Here is a 19,894-nt window from a genome sequence, read left to right as displayed (position 1 = left end):
AAGTTGATTAAACGCTCTGCTTATGGTTTTAGACATTTTGAAAATTACCGAATTAGATGCTTGCTTAATTGGCATCTTAATTGTTGATTTAGCATACTAAGTACTGAAGAGCCTTAATTATTTTAGAAAAACATTACTAATCTTATTGCTAAACAATGAACATTCGCATTGGCAACGGTTACGATATCCATCAACTTTGCAAGGGGCGGGCTTTAATTATTGGTGGTGTGGAGATTCCTCACGAGTTGGGGCTACTAGGTCACAGTGATGCCGATGTCCTAACTCACGCGATTATGGATGCAATGCTGGGTGCTTTGAGTTTGGGGGATATTGGTCATTACTTTCCCCCAACAGACCCGCAGTGGGCAGGAGCAGATAGTCTGGTTTTATTGAGTCAAGTTAATCAACTAGTGCGATCGCACGGTTTTGCAATTGGGAACATAGACTCTGTTATTGTGGCAGAGCGTCCTAAGCTTAAGCCTCATATTAAAGCAATGCGCGATCGCCTCAGCACAACCCTTGAATTAAAACCTGACCAAATCGGCATCAAGGCAACCACGAATGAAAAGTTAGGTCCAGTGGGACGAGAAGAGGGAATTGCTGCCTATGCGGTCGCCTTACTTGTGGGCAACTAGACTAACTCAAGTTACCCACATACTGCGAATGTACAACAGTGTTGATGTACATTATCCTGCCTAGGTGCGATCGCATCCAACAACTACAGCAGCAGATTGAGCAGTGGGAAGCGTTGCTGGAGAAGTTGGGAGGGAATGAATAAGGGATCGCATTACCAGTCGTATTCATTCACCTTCCTTTTGTTCTAAAATCTCTTCAATATCCAGTGGGGCGTGAAGTACTCGCACGATTTCAATGTAGTCATCAAAAGATAAATAAAAAATCAGATGCTTCTCAAATCCCTTAACTGACCACTTCCGCAAGCCCTCTAAACGGGGATTAGTTACTGGATAAGACCGACCCATCCCTGACATTTGGGCTAATTTAGCAAACGTCAGACGTACTGCATCAAAAAATTGCAAGGCTGCATCCGAGTTGTTCTGGGCAATGTAAGCAAAGTGTTCGTCTATATCCTGACTTGCCTGTGGCGTGATGACAATGCGTTTGGTCATTCCTGTGTCGGCTGAAGCCCTTGCATTAACTCAATGCCTTTTTGCTCCCACCAATCATCTGTCACTTCTATCGGTTCGCCACTATCCAAACCTTCCAGTAATAGCGCCTCAACCCGTGCAGTTTTGGCTTGTTCTTGGAGAATCAGGTGCAGAATGTATTCCGACGGATTGCTGTAACCTCCCTTAGCAACTTGTTGCTCGACAAACGATTGAATTGTCTCAGGCAGCGAAATATTCAGCGTGGTCATAACTTTTTTACTGATTCCGGTTGTCTTTAGTCAACTTGTTTAACTTTTAGCTTACTCTTTGTAGCTTGTTGGGTGAGGTTATCCTGCCTAGGTGCGATCGCCGCTTTAAAGTTCTCCATCGCCTCCTTATCACCCCAAATCCATCTTGGCAAAGTGGTCTTGCAGGAGCTTGTGCATGAAGCGATAGCGACCACCAATCCGCTGTAACAGGCGGCGTTCGGTGCAGTAGTTGAGAAAACGGGCATAGTTCCAGGGAATGGTGCCACTTTGCCAAAGGACGAGACGAAGAGATAGGTGTTTGATCAAAGGCAAATAACTGTCACAAGCGAGAAAGCCAAGAACACAAGAAATCCCTCGATAGTACGTCGCTGGCATCTGGAAAGCCATCAAAGAAGAAATACAGAAAAGTATTGAAATTAAAAATGCATTTTTAAAAGCTTCTTTCAAACCATAATTTGGAGTTAATGATTTTTCTGTTTCTATTTTTTCTGTTACCAATGCAAATGCTAAATTTAAGAATATAAAATTTATAAAAATTATTATTTTTGGAAGAAGTGTTAGTATGTCAAAGGCTAAATTTAGTAAAAAACCTCCTCTTCGTTTAATCATTTGGACATACTGAAACGTTATCATGCCTATGAAAATATGATGAGGATATCTTGATTCGTCTACCTGATTTGTAAATGCCCTAGCTCTTTGAATTGTTAAATAAAAAGATTGCTGTAAATTTCTGCTTAATCTCTTCAATCCGAGCGCGTATGCTAATTTCCCTGACAGTATATGTATCTCCATGATAAGCGGCACTAGCGGCATCAAGATAAAATCAGACATCCAACAGGCTATTTCTAAGGAAGGGTTAAAAACTTCATCTTTTAAATGTTTGAATGAGGGGGCTTTTAATCGAAATCTCAAAGAGAGATTATTTTCATGAAGAATGGGTATGTATTTTCTAAACTCCGTTGGCAGTTTCTTCCTGAGAATAAAACAATAGACTTGAACGAAAGGATACATTATTAGTCGTACACCATCAGCTTTAGATTCAGTGGATAAAATGAATCCGCCTGGTGAACCGAGTAATACGATGCTTGTAAGAAAAGATGACCATGAAACTGGGGGATAAGGTGGCTGTGACCATTGAAACAGGACAACCGTAGTAATAGTTCCGGAAGCTAATAAGTTCCCAAGAAAAAGGAATAACCAATATTGCCATTGATGAAGTTTATCTTTCAGATAGTGAGGTTGCATTCCCTCAATCAAAAGCTCTGTCTGCGACTCTTGTTCCAATGCCTTCGCCACAAACACCAATGCCCGTTGAACTGCCTTGCACGTTGGCAGTGGCTTTGTGCCATCGGTTTTACTGCGGATGCCTTGTCGTTGTTCAACAGGGTTGAGAATTAGCTCTCGATCGATCGCAGCTTTCCAATAAGTATCTAGCAAATACTCAATTCTAAGATCGGAGGTGGTGCGCGATCGCCAATCAGAGAGGGAAAACTGTCCCTGCTTCTGCACCCAGCCAAACATGGATAAAAACAGTGGCGTTGTCAGCAACTCCTGCAACGATTCATCCTGCTGCACCGTCTGCCAAACATCCTGCAAGTCAACCTGAGCAAAATAGTCTTCAATTTGCTCGACGGTTAATGCCTGCAAATAAATCGCCCCATACAGACTCAACGGCTGCCGCACCACTTGCTCAAACTCTTCCTGCCGACAGCAAATAACTACACCACAAGGTCGCTGGACAACTTCCCCGGTCAACCAGGTATTAAGCGCCACTGCACAAGCTTGTTGATGCTGGGGTGCCACTTCATCCAGCCCATCCAGCAGCGGCAGTAGTTGATTTTTCTCTAGCCACTGGTGCGCCCGAAAAAGTCTCCCATATTTCCTTTTCAACTCGCCCACTAGCCACTCAAAAAACGACTGCTCTGGATTTTTCCAGGAAGACAGACTGATCAAAACTGGGATTGGCTCTGCTTTGTCTGCCGTCGCTCGTTGCAGCAAATCCTTTGCCAACTCCAGCATCATTGTCGTCTTACCTGCACCTGGTTCACCCAGAATCAGCAATTGACGGGCGAGTTCTGGGCGATCAAATACCTCCACAATTCGAGTTCCGGCATCCAAAGGCACCGCTGGCTGGGATTGTTGCGCTACCGTTGCCGACCAAGGACGCTGCACGCGATAGTCCTGCTGCTCCATTGCTAGAGTCAGCCACACAGCATTGTGCAACGATTGCTCTAGCCCTCCCTGCACTTCCGTTGTGACAGCTTGCAGCAGTTTCTCCTGGGATGCCTCCCGTTTAGCTTGTGGGGTATTTGACTTTGGCGGTGCCCCTCCCGACGACTCTGGTCAGTTGGGATTAGTGCCGTGGTAGTGGTTGTGGTTATTCGTAATCGTGCCTTGCTGCACCGATGCATTCGGCTGGATCTCTTTATTGTTAAACTGTTGTCCCGTTCCATTAAACACATTCAACACATTCTCAGCATCGCAGTCCTCAAACTGAATCACCTGATGGATTTCCTGCACCAGGGTTTGAACTTCCCTCTCAAACGCTTGATCCGATTTCCACAAGCCATTCAAGTAATTCTTCAGTTTCTTCACATCTTCCGGCGAGTCTTGCGCTGCCCCAGTTAACACCTTTTCTGCCTGAGGCTTACCTTTAATTGCTTTCTGCCAAACAGTTTCGCCCAGTTTTTGGATCAGCTTCGTAATACCCTCAGTCGTCTTTTTGCCCAGTTCACCCGTGCCACCTTCCACAAATTTATCAAAGGCAACTTTTGCGATCGCATTTGCTGCTGCCAAAGTAATCAGTTCCATCATTGCAACTCTGCCGTCAACTCACTATCTCAGTTCTACTCTGACAACTGCGTAATGTCTGCAAGGTCTTCAGGGAAATCAGGACTCTGCTGTTGCCCAAAGCTTGTCAAATTCTGTTGTAGACGCTTGTGGATGCGATCGCTAGTGTGCGCGAAGTGCGATGCTCTCTGCCTTACCTCATAACTCATCAGCAATAATCAAATCAATCATCTCATTGCGATTCTTCCGATAAACTCGAAAATCACTATCTAGTGTTAACACGCAACTTCCCTTAATCAACTCACTCATTCTTACCAAACACCCATCAGCTAACGACATCGGAACATTCTGATACCGATTCATCAACTCTCTAATCCTTCCTATTTCATCCCTAAGGCGAAAAGGAATTTGGATAGTGCCAGTATTTAGTAAAGACATGACCGCATTCTGCCCACCATAAGTTCTCTGTAGCAAAAAACACGCCTCAGAAATAACGGCTTCACAGGTGAATAAAGGTATAGCGATAGTTTTCCAATTCTCTACAGCCCAATTATGAAAGCGATCGCTTTTATCAATAAAAGCTACCAAAGGACTCGTATCTAGGATGATATTTTGTTTCATCCTGCTGAAAGCTCCTCAAGATATTTTTTGTTATAAGAGAGATCGCCTATGCCACTCTCGACACATCCAGCAAACTCTTTTGCTGCTTCATAAGCAGAAATAGGTTTTTTCTTCTCCTCCTCTATCTCACGCTTTCTTGCCTTAAACTGCAAAAATTCAATAAAATCTAATACCTCCTGCTGTTGTTGTGGAGTTAAACTTCTGATTCGGTTTAAAATCGTTTGTTCCTTATCAGTTGTTTGAGTCATTGCTCTATCCTCAATCAAGAAAACCTATGTTTGTCCCAACGACATATAATTAGTCTCAGCGACAACAATGTGTCACCGATGACAAATAATTAGTCCCTGTACATCTTTCAAAGCGGGCGGCGAGAATCGAACTCGCATCATTAGCTTGGAAGGCTAAGGTTTTACCACTAAACTACGCCCGCAGTTTTGGAATTTTTTCCTAGCCTTGACTAGGCTAACACGATTTTAGCGTATTTAAGCCAAGAACCCTAATTCTGAGTCGGAGAAATCGTAAGAGAGAGGTAGTACTCCCGTGGAACTGGGCTACCTGCCATCCTTGTCGGGTTAAACTGCCACTGCTCAACAATTAACTTTGCCAGTTGCTGCGCCGCGTTTGAACTGAGACTTCCTTGTTGGACTTGAGTAGAGCTAACAGTTGCTTGCCCTGTGCTTTCAATCCATACGCGCACCTGTAAAACCTGAACTTGGTCAAGATTAATACCTAGCGATCGCAACTCTTCTCCAGAAAATGATTGTCTGTTACCTGAAGCCAACGTAGCGAATGCGTCACCCTCCATGATGGGATTGATCACATCACTCTCATTGCTAGTCAAATTAAATTGACCAGGAGTCGCAAGAAAGCCACTTCCTTGCTGAGGGTTGGGCGAACCGGGTTCTGTAGGTATTGGCGAGGGATTTGGGGAAGGGTTAGGCGAACCCGGTTCTGTGGGTGGGCTGGATGAGGGATTCGGGGCGGGATTAGGTGAACTTGGCTCTGTAGTCGGTCGATTCGAGGGCTGATTTTGAGGAATGTTGGGTGAAGTTGGCGCTGTCGGTCGATTCGAGGGTCGATTTTGAGCAATATTTGGTGATGATGATGCAACAGGGAATCGATTGTCTTGAGAATTCTGAGTGAGTATCTCCTGTGAGTTCGTGCGGCTTTGAGGCGGAACAGCAGCAGAGGAAGGTTGACGATTAACAGGCTGCGTAGAGGGTTCTCTAGCAGGACGATTTATCGGAAACTGGTTTCCAGAGACAGGTGATGTCGATCCTGGAGCAAGAGTAATGACATCGACAGGAATAAGAATTGCCTCAGACAGAAAGCCTTGGAGTCGCCCCATCAATAACAGACGCAATATTCCAAAAAGAAGTATATGGATAACAATAGAACCAATAATCACACTAGACCACAATCCTGGTGGGTCAGCGTGACGGCGTTCAGGCAGTTGAGTATGAACAGTTGGTTTTAACCTTGGTAGTGCCATGCTTTCTTCCAGTGGAGACGCCTTTTTCAATACTGCCAAAAAGTACTGCCTGATTTGGAGAAATAGTTCACTTCGGAGGTAGTGTTAACCGTTCACTGTTCACAGTTGACGAGATTTCCAGAACAATTAATACTCAAGCACATTCACTATTTTTTCAATTTTTGCAAGAGACTCCATGAGCTTCCGTACACAACGAAACGATGAAAGTCTCTTTCCCCAACCCTTCGTTCCACTTCAAGATAGAGATAAGTTATGTCCATTGAAACCGTAATAACCGCCTACTTTGACAACATGGCTGCAATGAATCCAGACGGTTGGATTTCCCATTTTGCTGAAGATGCTATTAGTTATGACCCAGTTGGGCATCCGCCGACAAGAGTCCATGAGGGTTTCCAAGAGTTTTTCCAGCAGATGAGAACCATCTTTGAGCAAATAGAAGCAACAACCGAACATATTTTCGTTGCAGGAACTGAAGCAGCGGTAAAGTGGACAATCCGAGGGGTTAGCAAGAGTGGGAAATCTGTGACATTTGAAGGGATAACAGTTTTTGAGGTGAATGATGCTGAACAAATTCAAACAACTCGTGCTTACTGGAATCCAGAAGCAATGATCGCACAACTGCGAAGTTAAGTTAACTGAAGCGCTTGAAGCGAAGTTGTCCAAAATCCAGATACCTGTGCAACAGTGAAGTAGGACTTTATCTGTACCAGCTACAGCGTTTAGATATTTAAGCCACCTTTCCATCACTCGCCTAAAAATCAGGCAAGGCATAAGTCTTGTGGAGTCTGAACGCGAGAGTGTACACAACTTAACAGAGCCACCTAAAATGATTTCTGCCTCTCCTCAAACAACGCTACCCCAACTTGATGAACTGATTGATGGCTTGCCTAATATTTCCGGTTGGGAAAAAGAAGTCCTTGAGGTAGTCAACCACAATGAGCCTGTATTTTTACCAACTACGAATATTCGCTTAGAGGATATTACAGCAACTTTTGCGATCGCGCTCCACATGCACCAGCCTACTGTCCCTGCTGGCTCAAACGGCGAATTCATCAGCAATTTGCAATATATGTTTGAGCATCAAGGCGAAGGTGACAACCATAACGCTGGACCATTTGCCTATTGCTACAGCCGCATGGGAGATTTTATTCCTGAATTGGTAGCTCAGGGAAAAAATCCTCGCGTCATGTTGGATTACTCTGGCAATCTCCTCTGGGGACTGCGGCAAATGGGACGGGGAGATGTCTTGGACAATCTTAAACGCATTACAATCGACCCGACTTACCAGCCTTATGTAGAATGGCTCGGTACAATGTGGAGCCATACTGTTGCCCCTTCCACACCTATTCCCGATCTAAAGTTACATATTCAAGCTTGGCAACATCATTTTGCTGCCTTGTTTGGTTGGAGTGCCTTAGCGCGTGTTAAGGGATTTTCTCCCCCAGAAATGCATCTTCCCAATCACCCCGATACTCTCTTTGAATTTATTAAAGCCCTCAAAGAGTGCGGGTACCGCTGGCTTCTAGTTCAAGAGCATTCTGTTGAAACGCTAACAGGTCAACCCCTACCATATAAACATTTACCTCACCGTCTTGTTGCCCGTAATTCTTCTGGCGAAACGGTGAGCATTACCGCACTAATCAAAACCCAAGGTTCAGATACAAAATTAGTAGCGCAAATGCAGCCTTACTATGAAGCAAAAACATTATCTCGGCAGCAATTAGGTAATGTTTTAGTACCACCTATTGTTAGTCAAATTGGAGATGGGGAAAATGGCGGCGTGATGATGAATGAATTTCCCAGTGCGTTTAAACAGGCTTGGGAAGACATGGCACATCACGGAGGCGGAAAATCTGGGGTTGTGGGAATCAACGGAACTGAGTATCTAGAACTGATTGAAGCAGCCGGTTGCACACCTGAAGATTACCCAACTTGCCAAGCGATTGGGCAACATCATGTTTGGCAGCGAGTTTCACCCAATAGTTGTACCCCAGAAGTCATCGCCCAAACTATTGATGAATTAAAGCAAACTCAGCCAAATTTTCACATGGATGGAGCTTCTTGGACTAATCATCTAAGTTGGGTGAAGGGATACGAAAATGTTTTGACTCCGATGAATCAACTCAGTGCTTTGTTTCACGAAAAAATTGAGCCATTTCTCCAAGAAGAAACGTTTACTCAACAAACTCGTTACCGTGAAGCATTGATGAATAATCTTTTACTTCAGACAAGCTGTTTTCGTTACTGGGGACAAGGAGTTTGGACTGATTATGCTCGTGAGATTTATCGACGAGGTGAAAGTCAGCTTCAGACGAGTTTTTAGCAGACTGCACAATGTTTGTTTATTCAATCTATCGAAAGGCTGAATTCGTCTAATAACTTATCACAGTAAAAGCTCTGTCTAGGGAGCGGTTTAGCCAATGAGCCAGATGAAGTAGAAATAGAATGCTAAATCTCGTGGAGATTGTATTCTATGAAACGGAATTATTTTATAAAGCATCTTTCGACAGCAGGACGCTGGATAGCCACAACTCTGTTTTGTGTGTCAGCGATCGCTTTTGTTTGGCAAGGGGCGTTTTTCTCAAACCCCGTAGCAATGGCTGCTCCAACTGCAACCTTGATTGCAGACGCAGGCGTGGCAGATAAGGTGCAAGGGAAAGTCAGTACAGATGCTGGGCGAGCCAAGAATTTCATCGAAGATACGAAAGATAAGGTGAAGGAAACTGCCAATAAAAATGCTAGTCGAGTTGATCAAGCAGATGACGAGGGCAGTTTCATAGAGCGCAAAGCCAAGAGTGATCGGGATACAATTGAGAAAAGAGCCAATGAAGATGCGGCTCGGACTGAGAAAGCCGTAGACAACACAAAGAACGCTGTTCAAAGCGCTATTGATAACATCAAGGGTGCTTTTGACTAGAGAATAGATTCTTGGAAAGAAAGACCAATGTACATTATTTCACTCATCTTGTTAGGTAGAGAGATGGTGAGGTAGGGGTTGGGGAGTTGGGGAATAGGAGGTTAATCCAGAAAAACTCTGAGGTTTTCAATGATTACCTCATCACCCCATCGCCCCACTATCGAGAGTATTTATTTTAGAAACCTATTCATTCAAGGGTTTTGGAGCTTCATCCAAGGTGGTTTTCCCGAAGAACGACGACTTTTTTATTCATATTCAGCGTTTAACTTAATCGCCGTAGCACTCTCACTAATAAAGATATTATCTCGATAGAGCGGTTGCTGTAAGTGGCAAATAGATGTTATATATCTCAGGATGTGCGATCGCCTAAATTAGCCACAACTATAAATTGAGCCGTTTAAGCGATCGCCCAAGATAAAGGGAGCCTGATCTGCCACATATCAGAAATTGCAACCAACAACGCCTTATTAGAGGTTGCGAGTAGAATAATTCAAGAGCTTTACAGCCGTCGGCTCATCGCTTAAAAATGAGTTCACCCCAACCTCCCCAACCGCCGAAAACGCTGCTTGGTCAGCTAACTCAGGCAGTCCAGACAATTCACGCGAAGGTTAACTTTAGTGCCCTAACACTCAAACCCAATGCTAGAGTGCCAGAACTTTGGGTGCAGGACGCTGGTGCGGATAAAGCAGAAGTCTATCCTCTCATCGGCGATCGCTACTTCTTGGGACGCAGTTCTAAATCCTGTGACATTGTTGTACGCAACCCAGTCATCAGCCAGATTCATCTGTCGTTAGAACGCTACGGACGGCGCCGGAGAAGCTTTCTCATCAAGGACGAAAACTCCACGAACGGAATTTACCGAGGAAAACGCCGACTACCTTCCTTAGTGCTGCGCCATGGTGATGTTCTAACGTTAGGCCCACCAGAACTAGCCGCAGCGGTACGGCTTCAATATGTCGATCCACCGCCTTGGTATATCCTGGCGATTCGTTACGTTCTTTATGGAATTGGTGGATTAACGGCTTTAATTGCCTTAATCATTGGCATTGAGTGGATTAAAGTTCCAGTCATCCCATTACCAGTAGGTGTCCAGGGGCCAGTAATTGTCCAGTCTGCTGATCAAACACCTCTACGACAACCTCGGACAACCGTTCACCGGGAACTGGGGCGGTTATCAGAGTTTTCACCCTACCTACCCAAAGCCTTGATTGCTTCGGAAGACAGCCGCTATTACTGGCACTTTGGGGTTGATCCAATTGGTATCCTGCGGGCACTGGTGATTAATTTGCAAGGGGGAGAGATTCGTCAAGGCGCAAGTACCCTCACGCAACAGGTAGCAAGAAGTCTGTTTCCTGAATATGTAGGGCGGGATAATACGGCTGGGCGCAAACTTCGGGAGGCGGCTGTTGCCCTGAAGCTGGAGACGTTTTACAGCAAAGACCAGATTTTAAAGACATATTTAAACCGTATCTACTTGGGCGAGACGTTTGGGTTTGAAGATGGTGCCCAGTTTTATTTTGAGAAATCTGCCAAGGATTTGACCCTTTCAGAAGCTGCAACCTTGGTGGCAATGTTACCTGCGCCGAATAGATACAACCCAGTGCAGGATTACGATACAGCGTTGAAACTGCGGAATCGAGTGATTACGCGGATGCGATCGCTAGGAATGATTAACGATGAAGAGGCGCAACGGGCAAGGCGATCGCGAATTGACGTTAGCCCGAAAGCCCGTGAATTCCTTACTAGTACAAAAGCGCCTTACTTCTACAGCTATGTCTTCGATGAACTGCGCGACTTACTCGGAGAAGATTTGGCTCAAGAAGGGAACTTTATCGTTGAAACAGGCTTAAATCTCCAAACTCAAGCAAAGGCACAAACAGCCTTACAAAGCAAGGTTGCCACGGATGGGGCGCGTTTAGGATTTGACCAAGGGGCAATCGTTACCCTCGACACCCGCAATGGCGAAATTCGTGCCTTGACAGGTGGTGTAGATTATAGCCAAAGTCAGTTTAATCGGGCGACTCAAGCCCAACGACAGCCCGGTTCTACGTTTAAACTCTTTGACTACGCGGCTGCTCTAGAGCAAGGCATTCCAGCAAGCCAAACCTTCTCCTGCGCTCCAGCTTACGGCTTACGAGGTTGCGAACGTTCTGGCGGCAACATTAATATGTACACCGCCTTCGCGCAGTCTGAAAACGTGGTTGCTGTGCGGGTGGCGCAAGCTGCGGGGATGGATAACGTTGTGCAGATAGCCCGTCGCCTAGGTGTCCGCTCAAAACTCGATCCGGTACCGCGTTTAGCGATTGGACAAAGCGAAGTCAACGTGCTGGAAATTACAGGTTCCTATGCTGCGATCGCAAATGGTGGTGTCTGGAACCGTCCCCATGCAATCAGACGGATTCTCGATAGTAGTGATTGCACCGACAACAACAACCCCCAAACCTGCCGTGTAATTTATTCCTTCGACGAGAATGGAGAAAAGGGAATACAAGCCGTTTCACCAGGCGTAGCTGATACGATGAATACTCTGCTACGGGGCGTTGTGCAAGGTGGTACAGGTGGTTCAGCTTCTATAGGCTTTGGAGAAGCAGGTAAAACTGGCACCACAGACCGAAATGTTGACCTTTGGTTTATCGGCTACGTTCCTAGCCGTCAGCTAGCTACAGGCATTTGGCTCGGTAATGATAAGAACACTCCAACGAGCGGGAGTAGTGCCGTAGCCGCTCAATTGTGGAGTAGTTATATGCGTGGGGTAGTTCAATAAAACGGGTGATGGGGGCTTATGGCAATGCTCAACCGATCACACCAGCCGTTGATGGCACTGGTACCGTCTCCTTCTTCTACCAACGTCGCATTGCATCCGGTACCCATAGACGTAAACTGAGTGACTAAACCGTTGATAAACGCAGTAGCGTTTAGCTATCAGCGGTCTGTCGTTCGCCATGCCTAGGGGCACTGTGAGGTTTTATGAAAAAAGCCAACCTACTGTTAGCAATCCTTACGGGATTGGGGATTGGAAGTTTGCAGTTTGGGGTTTATCCTTACTTAGAACTCGCTGCCCTCTCACAACCGATTACACCAGCGGCTGATGGTACAGGTACGATTGTGACACCAAATGGCGATCGCATCGATATCCAAGGTGGCTCTCTTCCTCAAGATGGGACAAATCTCTTCCACAGCTTCCAACAATTTGGGCTAGAGACAGGACAAATTGCCAACTTTCTCTCTAATCCAGAGATTCAAAACATCTTGGGGCGAGTAGTTGGGGGTGAACCCTCATTCATCAACGGCTTAATTCAAGTAACTGGGGGCAGTTCTAACTTATTTTTGATGAATCCTGCCGGGATTGTCTTTGGCACCAATGCCCGTCTAAATGTTCCCGCTGCATTTACAGCTACTACCGCTACAGGGATTGGCTTTGATGAGGGTTGGTTTAATGCCTTTGCGCCAAATGACTATAGCACTCTAGCTGGTAGCCCCAATGCCTTTCACTTCGAGGCAACGCAAGTAGGAGCGATTGTTAATGCTGGCAACTTGGCAGTAGAACCAGGGCAGAGTCTATCTTTAGTTGCGGGAACTGTAGTGAATACAGGCACTCTCGAAGCTTCTGGAGGCAGTGTTACGGTAAGTGCGGTGCCAGGAAGCAGTCTGGTAAAGTTTAGCCAAGCGGGACAAATTTTAAGTTTAGAGGTTGAACCCCCCACCGATAGCCAAGGAAATCTACTACCGATTACGCCGCTTGCTTTACCGGAATTACTCACAGGCAGCAATCTTGATACAGGCTTAACTGTCGCACCTGATAATACTGTACAAACAGCAAATGGCACTTTAATTCCCACCCAAGCGGGAACAACCATTGTTTCTGGCACCCTTGACGTTTCTCATACTGCCGCAGGGCAAACAGGCGGCACCATCAAGATTTTGGGTGACAAGGTGGGATTATTTAGTGCCGATGTTAATGCTTCAGGTGCAAGGGGTGGTGGGACTGTCCTCATTGGTGGTGATTATCAAGGGCAAGGGACTGTTCCAAAAGCGACTCAAACCCTTGTTAGTGATGACTCAGTGATTACAGCAAATGCTTTAAGGCACGGTGACGGCGGTCAAGTTGTTGTTTGGGCAGATAGTTTTACACGCTTCTACGGCAACATTAGTGTTCGTGGGGGCGCAGCTTCGGGTAATGGGGGAACAGTTGAGGTTTCTGGGAAGGAATTAGTAATTTTTACTGGGTTAGTCGATGCCGGGGCGGCAATGGGTGAATCCGGTACCTTGCTACTCGACCCGAAAAATATCACAATCACGGATGCCAATGCTCCTTTAGCAACCTTTGTCAATCCTGATGACGATGCCCTAAATGATATATTTGCCTTTTCCCTTGCTGAAGTTGGGGAAAACGTTGTTATTGGAGCCTTTCAGGATAACCCAGGAGGACTAGAAAATGCTGGCTCTGCTTATCTATTTGATGCCGCAGGAAATTTTTTACGAGAATTTATTAACCCTGAACCCACAGCAAATGACGAATTTGGTTTTGCCGTCGCTGGGATAGGTAACAATGTGCTGATTGGGGCGGGTGGAAATTTTGTCGCGGAACAACCGGGGGCGGGTTCTGTTTATTTGTTTGATAGTACAACAGCTGAGCTATTGCAGACTTTTAATAACCCTGATCCAGCAGCGGGAGATCGGTTTGGTGATTCTGTCGTCGCTGTAGGAACCGACACGGTAGTGATTGCAGCGCGTTTTAACGATGCAGGGGCAGCTAATGCAGGTTCTGTCTATTTGTTTGATGTCGGCGATCCTGAAAATCCGCGCTTGACAATCGATAACCCTAACGCGCTCAATAACCCCAACCTTGCTGAGGAAGATCAGTTTGGCTTTTCATTAGCTGTGGCAGGGACAAATATTATTATTGGAGCGCCCTTTATTGATTCTGATGCGGGGGTAATTAATGCAGGTGCGGCTTATCTTTATGACAGCACTACAGGAGATAACCTTTTTACCTTTACTAATCCTGAGCCTGTAGAGAACGCTCAGTTTGGTAACTCCGTAGCGGGAGTGGGAGCGAATGTCATCATTGGTGCGCCGAATGATGCAGATTCAACAGATCCGGGTGCTGCCTATTTATTTGATGGCGGTACAGGTACGTTATTGCAAACGTTTAATAACCCCGATCCCGCAGGTGGCGATCGCTTTGGGACAACAGTGGCAGGGGTAGGGACAAATATCTTGATTGGAGCCAATCGTGATGATGCCGGAGCAACTGATTCTGGTGCCGTTTATTTGTTTGATGGCACGACAGGAGGATTGCTGCAAACATTCAACAACCCTGAACCCGATGTAGATGAGCAATTTGGGGATGCGATCGCTGTATTGGGAACGAACCTGCTTGTGGGAGTACGTCTGGATGACACTGCGGCCGTGGATTCTGGTGTCGCTTATTCGTTTGATGCGAGTCTGACAGGCTTTAGTTTTAACGATAATCCCGGCCAGTCGGTTGGGATTAATGCCGATATTATTACCAACATCACGAATACGGGAACCAATGTTGTACTCCAGGCAAATAACGATATCACGGTTGATCAGGCAATTACCACCAACAACCTAGCCGGAAATGGCGGGACATTAACGCTACAGGCAGGGCGCAGCCTTTTAATCAATACCGACATCACGACCGATAATGGCGATTTAACGCTACTTGCCAACCAAACAGTAGCTAATGGTGTCATCGATATTTATCGCGATCCTGGAGCGGCTGTGATTACCGTTGCGCCTGGAGTAACACTCAACTCTGGAACTGGCGATACAACGATCATCCTTGATACAGGAGAGGGATTGACCAATAGTACCAGTGGCGATATTACCCTGAGTGACATCATTGCTGGCAGTATTACGGTTGAAAATAATGGGCCAAGCGGTGGGGGAATAGATACCACAGCAGGGACACTCAATACTAGTTCGCTAACAGATAATGGGGGAGCGATCGCACTTTCAGCTACTGGTGATATTCAAACAGCTGATCTCAACTCCTCTGGTGCAACTAATGGAGGGGCAATCACTCTGGTTAGTCGTGGCGGGGAAATCTTTACAGATAACCTGAATAGTTCTGGCGATAGTGGCGGATTAATTTCTCTGATTGCAGGACGTGCAATTACAACTAATGCGATCGATTCCAGTGGAACGCTTGGCAACGGTGGCGATGTTACTCTAGATTCTGTTGATAACCTTCAGGTGAGTACCATCAACGCTCAAGGTGGAACTCTTGGCAATGGTGGCAGCGTTGCCATCACAACTGGGCAATTTTTTCAAGCCACAGACACGTTTATTGATCGTAATAGCATCATTTCTAGCATCTCTACTGCTGGCGGTAACGGCGGAGGCGACATTACGATCCGACATGGAGGGAATGGCTTAATCCCCTTCGTTGTTGGAGATGACAGCTTTAACGGTACAGCAGGTGCAATTACTGATGGTGATTTCACCCTCACTCCACCACAGTCTTTTCTTTATACCCAAACTACAGGCAAGATTCAGATTGTTAGCGTTGAACCGGACATTCCTGACACAGATACGCCTGATACTTCCCCCATTGAGATCAATCCCATTGATCTCATTGAACCCTTTGAAACAGTCTCTCTCCCTGAAGAATCTGAGGCGATTGCTCCTCTAGAAATTGACACCGCTGTAGCGGCACTAGAGGAAGACTTCACAAAAGAATTTGAGAAGTATCTCGGTATCAGCAACACCTCGATTTTTTCACTAGAAAAAGCTCAAGACAGACTGCGCCAGAGTGAAACAATTACGGGTCTTAAATCTGCCCTCATTTATGTCGTCTTCGTACCCTCAACACCTCAGCAGATTAATTCTCAAGGATTAACGCCCAGCCAAGACCCAAGCGGCACCCAAAACAACACAGCAGCAACTGACCATTTAGAAGTAATTCTGGTAACAGCACACGGAAAACCAATTCGACGAATCATCCCAGAAGCCACACGAGAGCAAGTCCTCAATTTAGCTACGGAGTTTCGTAGTAATGTCACAAATCGCATCAAACGCGATAGTTACTTAACGTCTTCTCAACAGCTTTATCAGTGGTTTGTTGCATCTGTAAAATCGGAACTAGAAGCTCAACAGATCAATAGTTTAGTATTCCTAATGGACACGGGTTTACGCTCAGTGCCAATTGCCGCCTTGCATGATGGACAAAAATTTATTCTAGAAGAATACAGTGTAAGTTTGATGCCTAGCTTATCTCTTACTGACCCCTACTACAGGGATGTGAGGAACACATCTGTATTAGCGATGGGCGCTGACCAATTCACTGACAATGAGCCTTTACCCGCTGTATCCGTTGAATTGTCTGTCATTACCAATCAGTTATGGTCAGGGAAATCCTTCCTAAACAATGCTTTTACCCTGAAAAATCTTGAACAAGCTCGCGCTTCACAACCATTTGGGATTATCCACTTAGCCACCCATGCAGAATTTAAACCGGGTGATGCCAGTAACTCCTTCCTCCAGTTATGGGAGAGTAAACTGCGGCTCACCCAACTGCCACAGCTAAAGTTGAATAAGCCGCCAGTAGAACTGTTAGTGTTGAGTGCTTGTCGGACGGTGCTTGGTGATGAGGAGGCAGAGTTAGGATTTGCCGGGTTGGCAGTGCAATCTGGGGTCAAGTCCGCTTTAGGGAGTTTGTGGTCTGTTAATGATGAAGGAACATTAGGGCTAATGGTCGGATTCTACGAGCAATTAAAGCAAGCTCCCATCAAAGCAGAGGCGCTACGGCAAGCTCAATTAGCCATGCTCAAAGGACAAGTACGATTGCAAGACGGTCAACTAATAACTGCTAATCGCCGTGTCCCCCTACCCGAAGTACTAGTTCAGCAGGGAGATAGGGAACTGACTCATCCCTACTACTGGAGCGCATTTACACTGATTGGTAATCCCTGGTAACTAGTGCAGGCTGTTAGGTGTTAGAAAAAAGAGATTTTCTTTCGGTAGTGGTAAATTATTCATAATCGATTAATTTAGGACTTACGCAATTTGCTCTTTAAAGCGCCATATGTAGGGGTAAGCGTAAGTCCTGAATTCAAAAGCAAAACACGCTTTTTGAATAAGTAGAACTGCTAGACAAATCAATCACAAGAGCGTAACTTGCTTATAGCGGTTTTCAGCGTACTGAAGTATGGCGGGAGGTGTGTGAAACCCAGACCAGACAAGGAAAACAAAAAAGCTGATAGCTGATAGCTGACGGCTTTCTGCTACAGATACCACGAAGCTGAAATGAAGAACAGCGATCAAGCGTGAGGAGCGATGATAATGAACAGATTGCGGCGCTGGATAGTCTTGTTATTAGCAACTTTAGTCACTTGTATAGGCGTGATTGGATGGCATTCTCACTCCCAAGCCCAATCCCCAGCAACTTCTAACCTCACTCTAGAAACGGCTGGGTTGACGCTGCAAGAGCTAGGTTCTGGAATCTATGGACTAATTGCAAGCACGGACTTCCCACCCCAAAACCCCAATATGGCAATTTGTAATGCAGGGGTTGTCATTGGCACTGATGGCGTTCTAGTAATCGATCCTTTTCAGAATGCGGCGCTGGCAAATCTACTATTTTCGACAGTTGAAGGCTTAACCGATAAGCCTATCCGGTATGTACTAAACACCCACTATCACTTTGACCACACCGGAGGCAATCCTGCCGCAGAAGCCAGAGGTGTATCGATTGTTGGGCGGGGACCAATTCGGGAATATATGGTCAACCGCAACAAAGAACAAGACCCCAACCCCACCCCACCTAGTTTAGTTATTAATAATGAAAGTGCAATTTGGTTAGGTGAACGTCAGGTGCAATTGGCGGAGGTTGAAGGTCATTCTGGCGGAACTGACCTGGTTGCTTATGTTCCCGATGCTGATGTCTTGTTCACGGGTGATATCTTGTTCCATCAGCGTATTCCCTTCATCAGCGATGGCAATATTCAAAAGTGGCAGGATAGTCTATCTCAACTCATAGCTACCTATCCCAATGCTCGTTTGCTGCCTGGACATGGCTCAGTTACCGACCGGAGGGGGCTAGAAACGTTAAAGAGCTACTTTGATGATTTGGAACAGTTAGCTTTAACGTGGAAGGAGGAATCACTGACTCAAGAACAAGTTCTCGAACGTTTTGCGGTTCCTGCTCCCTACAAAAGCTATAAGTTTCAAGCTTTGTACAAGGGTAATCTTGAAACGGCTTACCAGCAGATAACTCAAGGGAAGCAGTGATAGATGAGTGCGATCGCAAGTAGCGAACATATATAGCTCCAAAGCCGTCAGCTATCAGCTATCAGCTATCAGCTTTTTTGTTTTCCTTACAAGTGTTGACTTAAGTCCACTAAACTTGCTAGGGTTAGCAGGATAAAGATTTTCTAGCAAAGTATCTTGCTCCAGCGCCAAGCTATGTTCACCAACAGCTATTACTTTTACTTTTGGTTTACACAGGTTCACCGGCAGTGAATCCAGCTTCGCATGGAACGCCCGGTGAACCGCAGAACAGACTCTGCGGTTTTTTGTTTTTTAAGGCGAACAAGCACAGGAGTAATGACGTGACAACTTATCTTGGTAGCTGGTTTTACGGCTTTTATTTTTATCCCAGAACGTGTTCCGGGTAGTAAAGTCGCGCCAGCTTTTCACTACAACCCGGAACCTTCCAAGGAACCGGGTTTTTTCTTGCCCATCTAATCTCACAAAGGAGTCTTTCCCATGTTGAACGCTAAACTTACACTCGCTGCTCACTCTGACCACCAGACACTTGTCAAGCTTTCAGAACAAGTTGCCTTCGGTAGTAGAGAATTTGTAATTATTGGTGGTCCCTGCACCGTTGAGAGTCGATCACAAATGGAGACAGTTGCCACTCAACTACAACACGCACCCGTACAAGCGCTACGAGGAGGAGTTTTCAAACCCCGTACATCTCCCTACGCTTTTCAGGGATTAGGCATCGAAGGATTAGAAATTTTATCGGATGTACGCCAGCGTCACAATCTCCCAGTTGTGACAGAAGTAATGTCTATTGCTCAAATTGAATCTATTGTTACTTACGCCGATATGCTACAAGTTGGCAGTCGGAATATGCAAAACTTTGATTTGCTTAAAGCCTTAGGTCAAGCGGAAAAACCGATACTGTTGAAACGAGGACTCGCAGCTACGGTTGAGGAGTTTGTTATGGCAGCAGAATACATTCTCAGCCATGGCAATCCTAATGTCGTGTTGTGTGAACGTGGTATCCGCAGTTTCGATAACTACACCCGCAATGTACTAGATTTAGGTGCAGTCGTTGCACTTAAGCAGTTGACCCACTTGCCTGTGATTGTAGACCCGTCTCATGCGGTTGGTAAGCGAGAGTTAGTAGCACCACTAGCAAAAGCTGCTGTCGCGTGTGGCGCAGATGGGTTAATTATTGAGTGTCACCCGGAACCTGAAAAATCTGTTTCGGATGCTCGTCAGGCGCTTTCTCTAGAAGATATGGTGGATTTAGTTCACAGCTTGCGACCCATAGCGGCTGCCGTTGGGCGGACTATACCTGAAGTGAAAAGCCTTGTAGAGCTTTCTGTTGCGGCTTAGGTTGTTGGTATTAGGAACAGGAGCCTAGTGTCCTTTCGTTAGGTATTCATCTATTGTCACTGGGTTCCTGCTCAATCAACAAACAGCTCTCAGTTGGTTGTAT

The 19,894-nt window shown here is 45.8% G+C and carries 16 protein-coding genes and 1 tRNA gene; 8 read left to right on the top strand and 9 right to left on the bottom strand.

Features of this window, described 5'->3' with window-relative positions:
- The first annotated feature begins 155 nt into the window (after positions 1 to 155).
- On the top strand, positions 156 to 635 hold the full coding sequence (ispF, locus tag H6F98_RS26920; protein ID WP_192221770.1) for a 2-C-methyl-D-erythritol 2,4-cyclodiphosphate synthase: 480 nt from the start codon (positions 156 to 158) through the stop codon (positions 633 to 635).
- Between the two features lie 165 nt (positions 636 to 800).
- On the opposite strand, the gene H6F98_RS26915 is transcribed toward ispF, so the two are convergent.
- From H6F98_RS26915 to H6F98_RS26875, 9 genes are all read right to left on the bottom strand, one after another.
- On the bottom strand, positions 801 to 1,127 hold the full coding sequence (locus H6F98_RS26915) for a type II toxin-antitoxin system RelE/ParE family toxin (protein ID WP_192221769.1): 327 nt from the start codon (positions 1,125 to 1,127) through the stop codon (positions 801 to 803).
- Positions 1,124 to 1,375 carry a type II toxin-antitoxin system ParD family antitoxin gene (locus tag H6F98_RS26910; RefSeq protein WP_192221768.1) on the bottom strand — a complete coding sequence of 84 codons (252 nt, stop codon included), beginning with the start codon at positions 1,373 to 1,375 and terminating at the stop codon, positions 1,124 to 1,126. Before H6F98_RS26910 ends, H6F98_RS26915 begins: the two co-directional genes overlap by 4 nt.
- 129 nt (positions 1,376 to 1,504) lie before the next feature.
- The gene (locus H6F98_RS26905) at positions 1,505 to 3,622 is read right to left on the bottom strand and encodes an NACHT domain-containing NTPase (protein ID WP_192221767.1); all 2,118 of its coding nucleotides are present in this window, start codon (positions 3,620 to 3,622) and stop codon (positions 1,505 to 1,507) included.
- Positions 3,623 to 3,718: 96 nt separating this feature from the next.
- Entirely contained in the window at positions 3,719 to 4,189 is a 471-nt protein-coding gene (locus tag H6F98_RS26900) for a hypothetical protein (RefSeq protein ID WP_192221766.1), read from the bottom strand.
- Positions 4,190 to 4,221: 32 nt separating this feature from the next.
- A complete protein-coding gene (locus H6F98_RS26895; protein ID WP_192221765.1) occupies positions 4,222 to 4,374 on the bottom strand; it encodes a hypothetical protein in 153 nt (50 codons plus the stop codon).
- Positions 4,364 to 4,786, bottom strand: a complete 423-nt coding sequence (locus H6F98_RS26890; protein ID WP_192221764.1) for a type II toxin-antitoxin system VapC family toxin — start codon at positions 4,784 to 4,786, stop codon at positions 4,364 to 4,366. Before H6F98_RS26890 ends, H6F98_RS26895 begins: the two co-directional genes overlap by 11 nt.
- Positions 4,783 to 5,034, bottom strand: a complete 252-nt coding sequence (locus tag H6F98_RS26885; protein ID WP_192221763.1) for a DUF2281 domain-containing protein — start codon at positions 5,032 to 5,034, stop codon at positions 4,783 to 4,785. The genes H6F98_RS26890 and H6F98_RS26885 overlap by 4 nt, the downstream gene beginning before the upstream one ends.
- Positions 5,035 to 5,145: 111 nt before the next feature.
- Positions 5,146 to 5,216, bottom strand: a tRNA-Gly gene (locus H6F98_RS26880).
- Positions 5,217 to 5,282: 66 nt separating this feature from the next.
- Positions 5,283 to 6,278: a hypothetical protein gene (locus H6F98_RS26875; RefSeq protein ID WP_192221762.1), complete on the bottom strand. Its 996-nt coding sequence runs from the start codon at positions 6,276 to 6,278 to the stop codon at positions 5,283 to 5,285.
- Between the two features lie 252 nt (positions 6,279 to 6,530).
- On the opposite strand from H6F98_RS26875, the gene H6F98_RS26870 reads away from it, so the two are divergent.
- The 7 genes from H6F98_RS26870 to aroF all read left to right on the top strand — a co-directional run bounded on the left by H6F98_RS26870 (position 6,531) and on the right by aroF (position 19,791).
- Entirely contained in the window at positions 6,531 to 6,908 is a 378-nt protein-coding gene (locus H6F98_RS26870) for a nuclear transport factor 2 family protein (protein ID WP_192221761.1), read from the top strand.
- A 196-nt stretch (positions 6,909 to 7,104) separates the two neighbouring features.
- Positions 7,105 to 8,601, top strand: a complete 1,497-nt coding sequence (locus H6F98_RS26865) for a glycosyl hydrolase family 57 (RefSeq protein ID WP_192221760.1) — start codon at positions 7,105 to 7,107, stop codon at positions 8,599 to 8,601.
- Positions 8,602 to 8,751: 150 nt separating this feature from the next.
- Positions 8,752 to 9,195, top strand: coding sequence for a hypothetical protein (locus tag H6F98_RS26860; protein ID WP_192221759.1), 444 nt, complete (start codon positions 8,752 to 8,754; stop codon positions 9,193 to 9,195).
- 526 nt (positions 9,196 to 9,721) lie between these two features.
- The gene (locus H6F98_RS26855; RefSeq protein ID WP_192221758.1) at positions 9,722 to 11,959 is read left to right on the top strand and encodes a transglycosylase domain-containing protein; all 2,238 of its coding nucleotides are present in this window, start codon (positions 9,722 to 9,724) and stop codon (positions 11,957 to 11,959) included.
- A gap of 203 nt (positions 11,960 to 12,162) precedes the next feature.
- Positions 12,163 to 17,139, top strand: coding sequence for a CHAT domain-containing protein (locus H6F98_RS26850; protein WP_192221757.1), 4,977 nt, complete (start codon positions 12,163 to 12,165; stop codon positions 17,137 to 17,139).
- A gap of 366 nt (positions 17,140 to 17,505) precedes the next feature.
- Entirely contained in the window at positions 17,506 to 18,453 is a 948-nt protein-coding gene (locus tag H6F98_RS26845) for an MBL fold metallo-hydrolase (protein ID WP_192221756.1), read from the top strand.
- Between the two features lie 477 nt (positions 18,454 to 18,930).
- Positions 18,931 to 19,791, top strand: coding sequence for a 3-deoxy-7-phosphoheptulonate synthase (aroF, locus tag H6F98_RS26840; protein WP_192221755.1), 861 nt, complete (start codon positions 18,931 to 18,933; stop codon positions 19,789 to 19,791).
- Positions 19,792 to 19,894: the final 103 nt, after the last annotated feature.

Origin of the sequence: Microcoleus sp. FACHB-SPT15 (genome assembly GCF_014849525.1) — a bacterium.
Lineage (GTDB): Bacteria > Cyanobacteriota > Cyanobacteriia > Cyanobacteriales > Coleofasciculaceae > Symplocastrum > Symplocastrum torsivum.
Note: the sequence above shows the minus strand (reverse complement) of the source record. Positions and strands in the feature narration are given on the sequence as shown.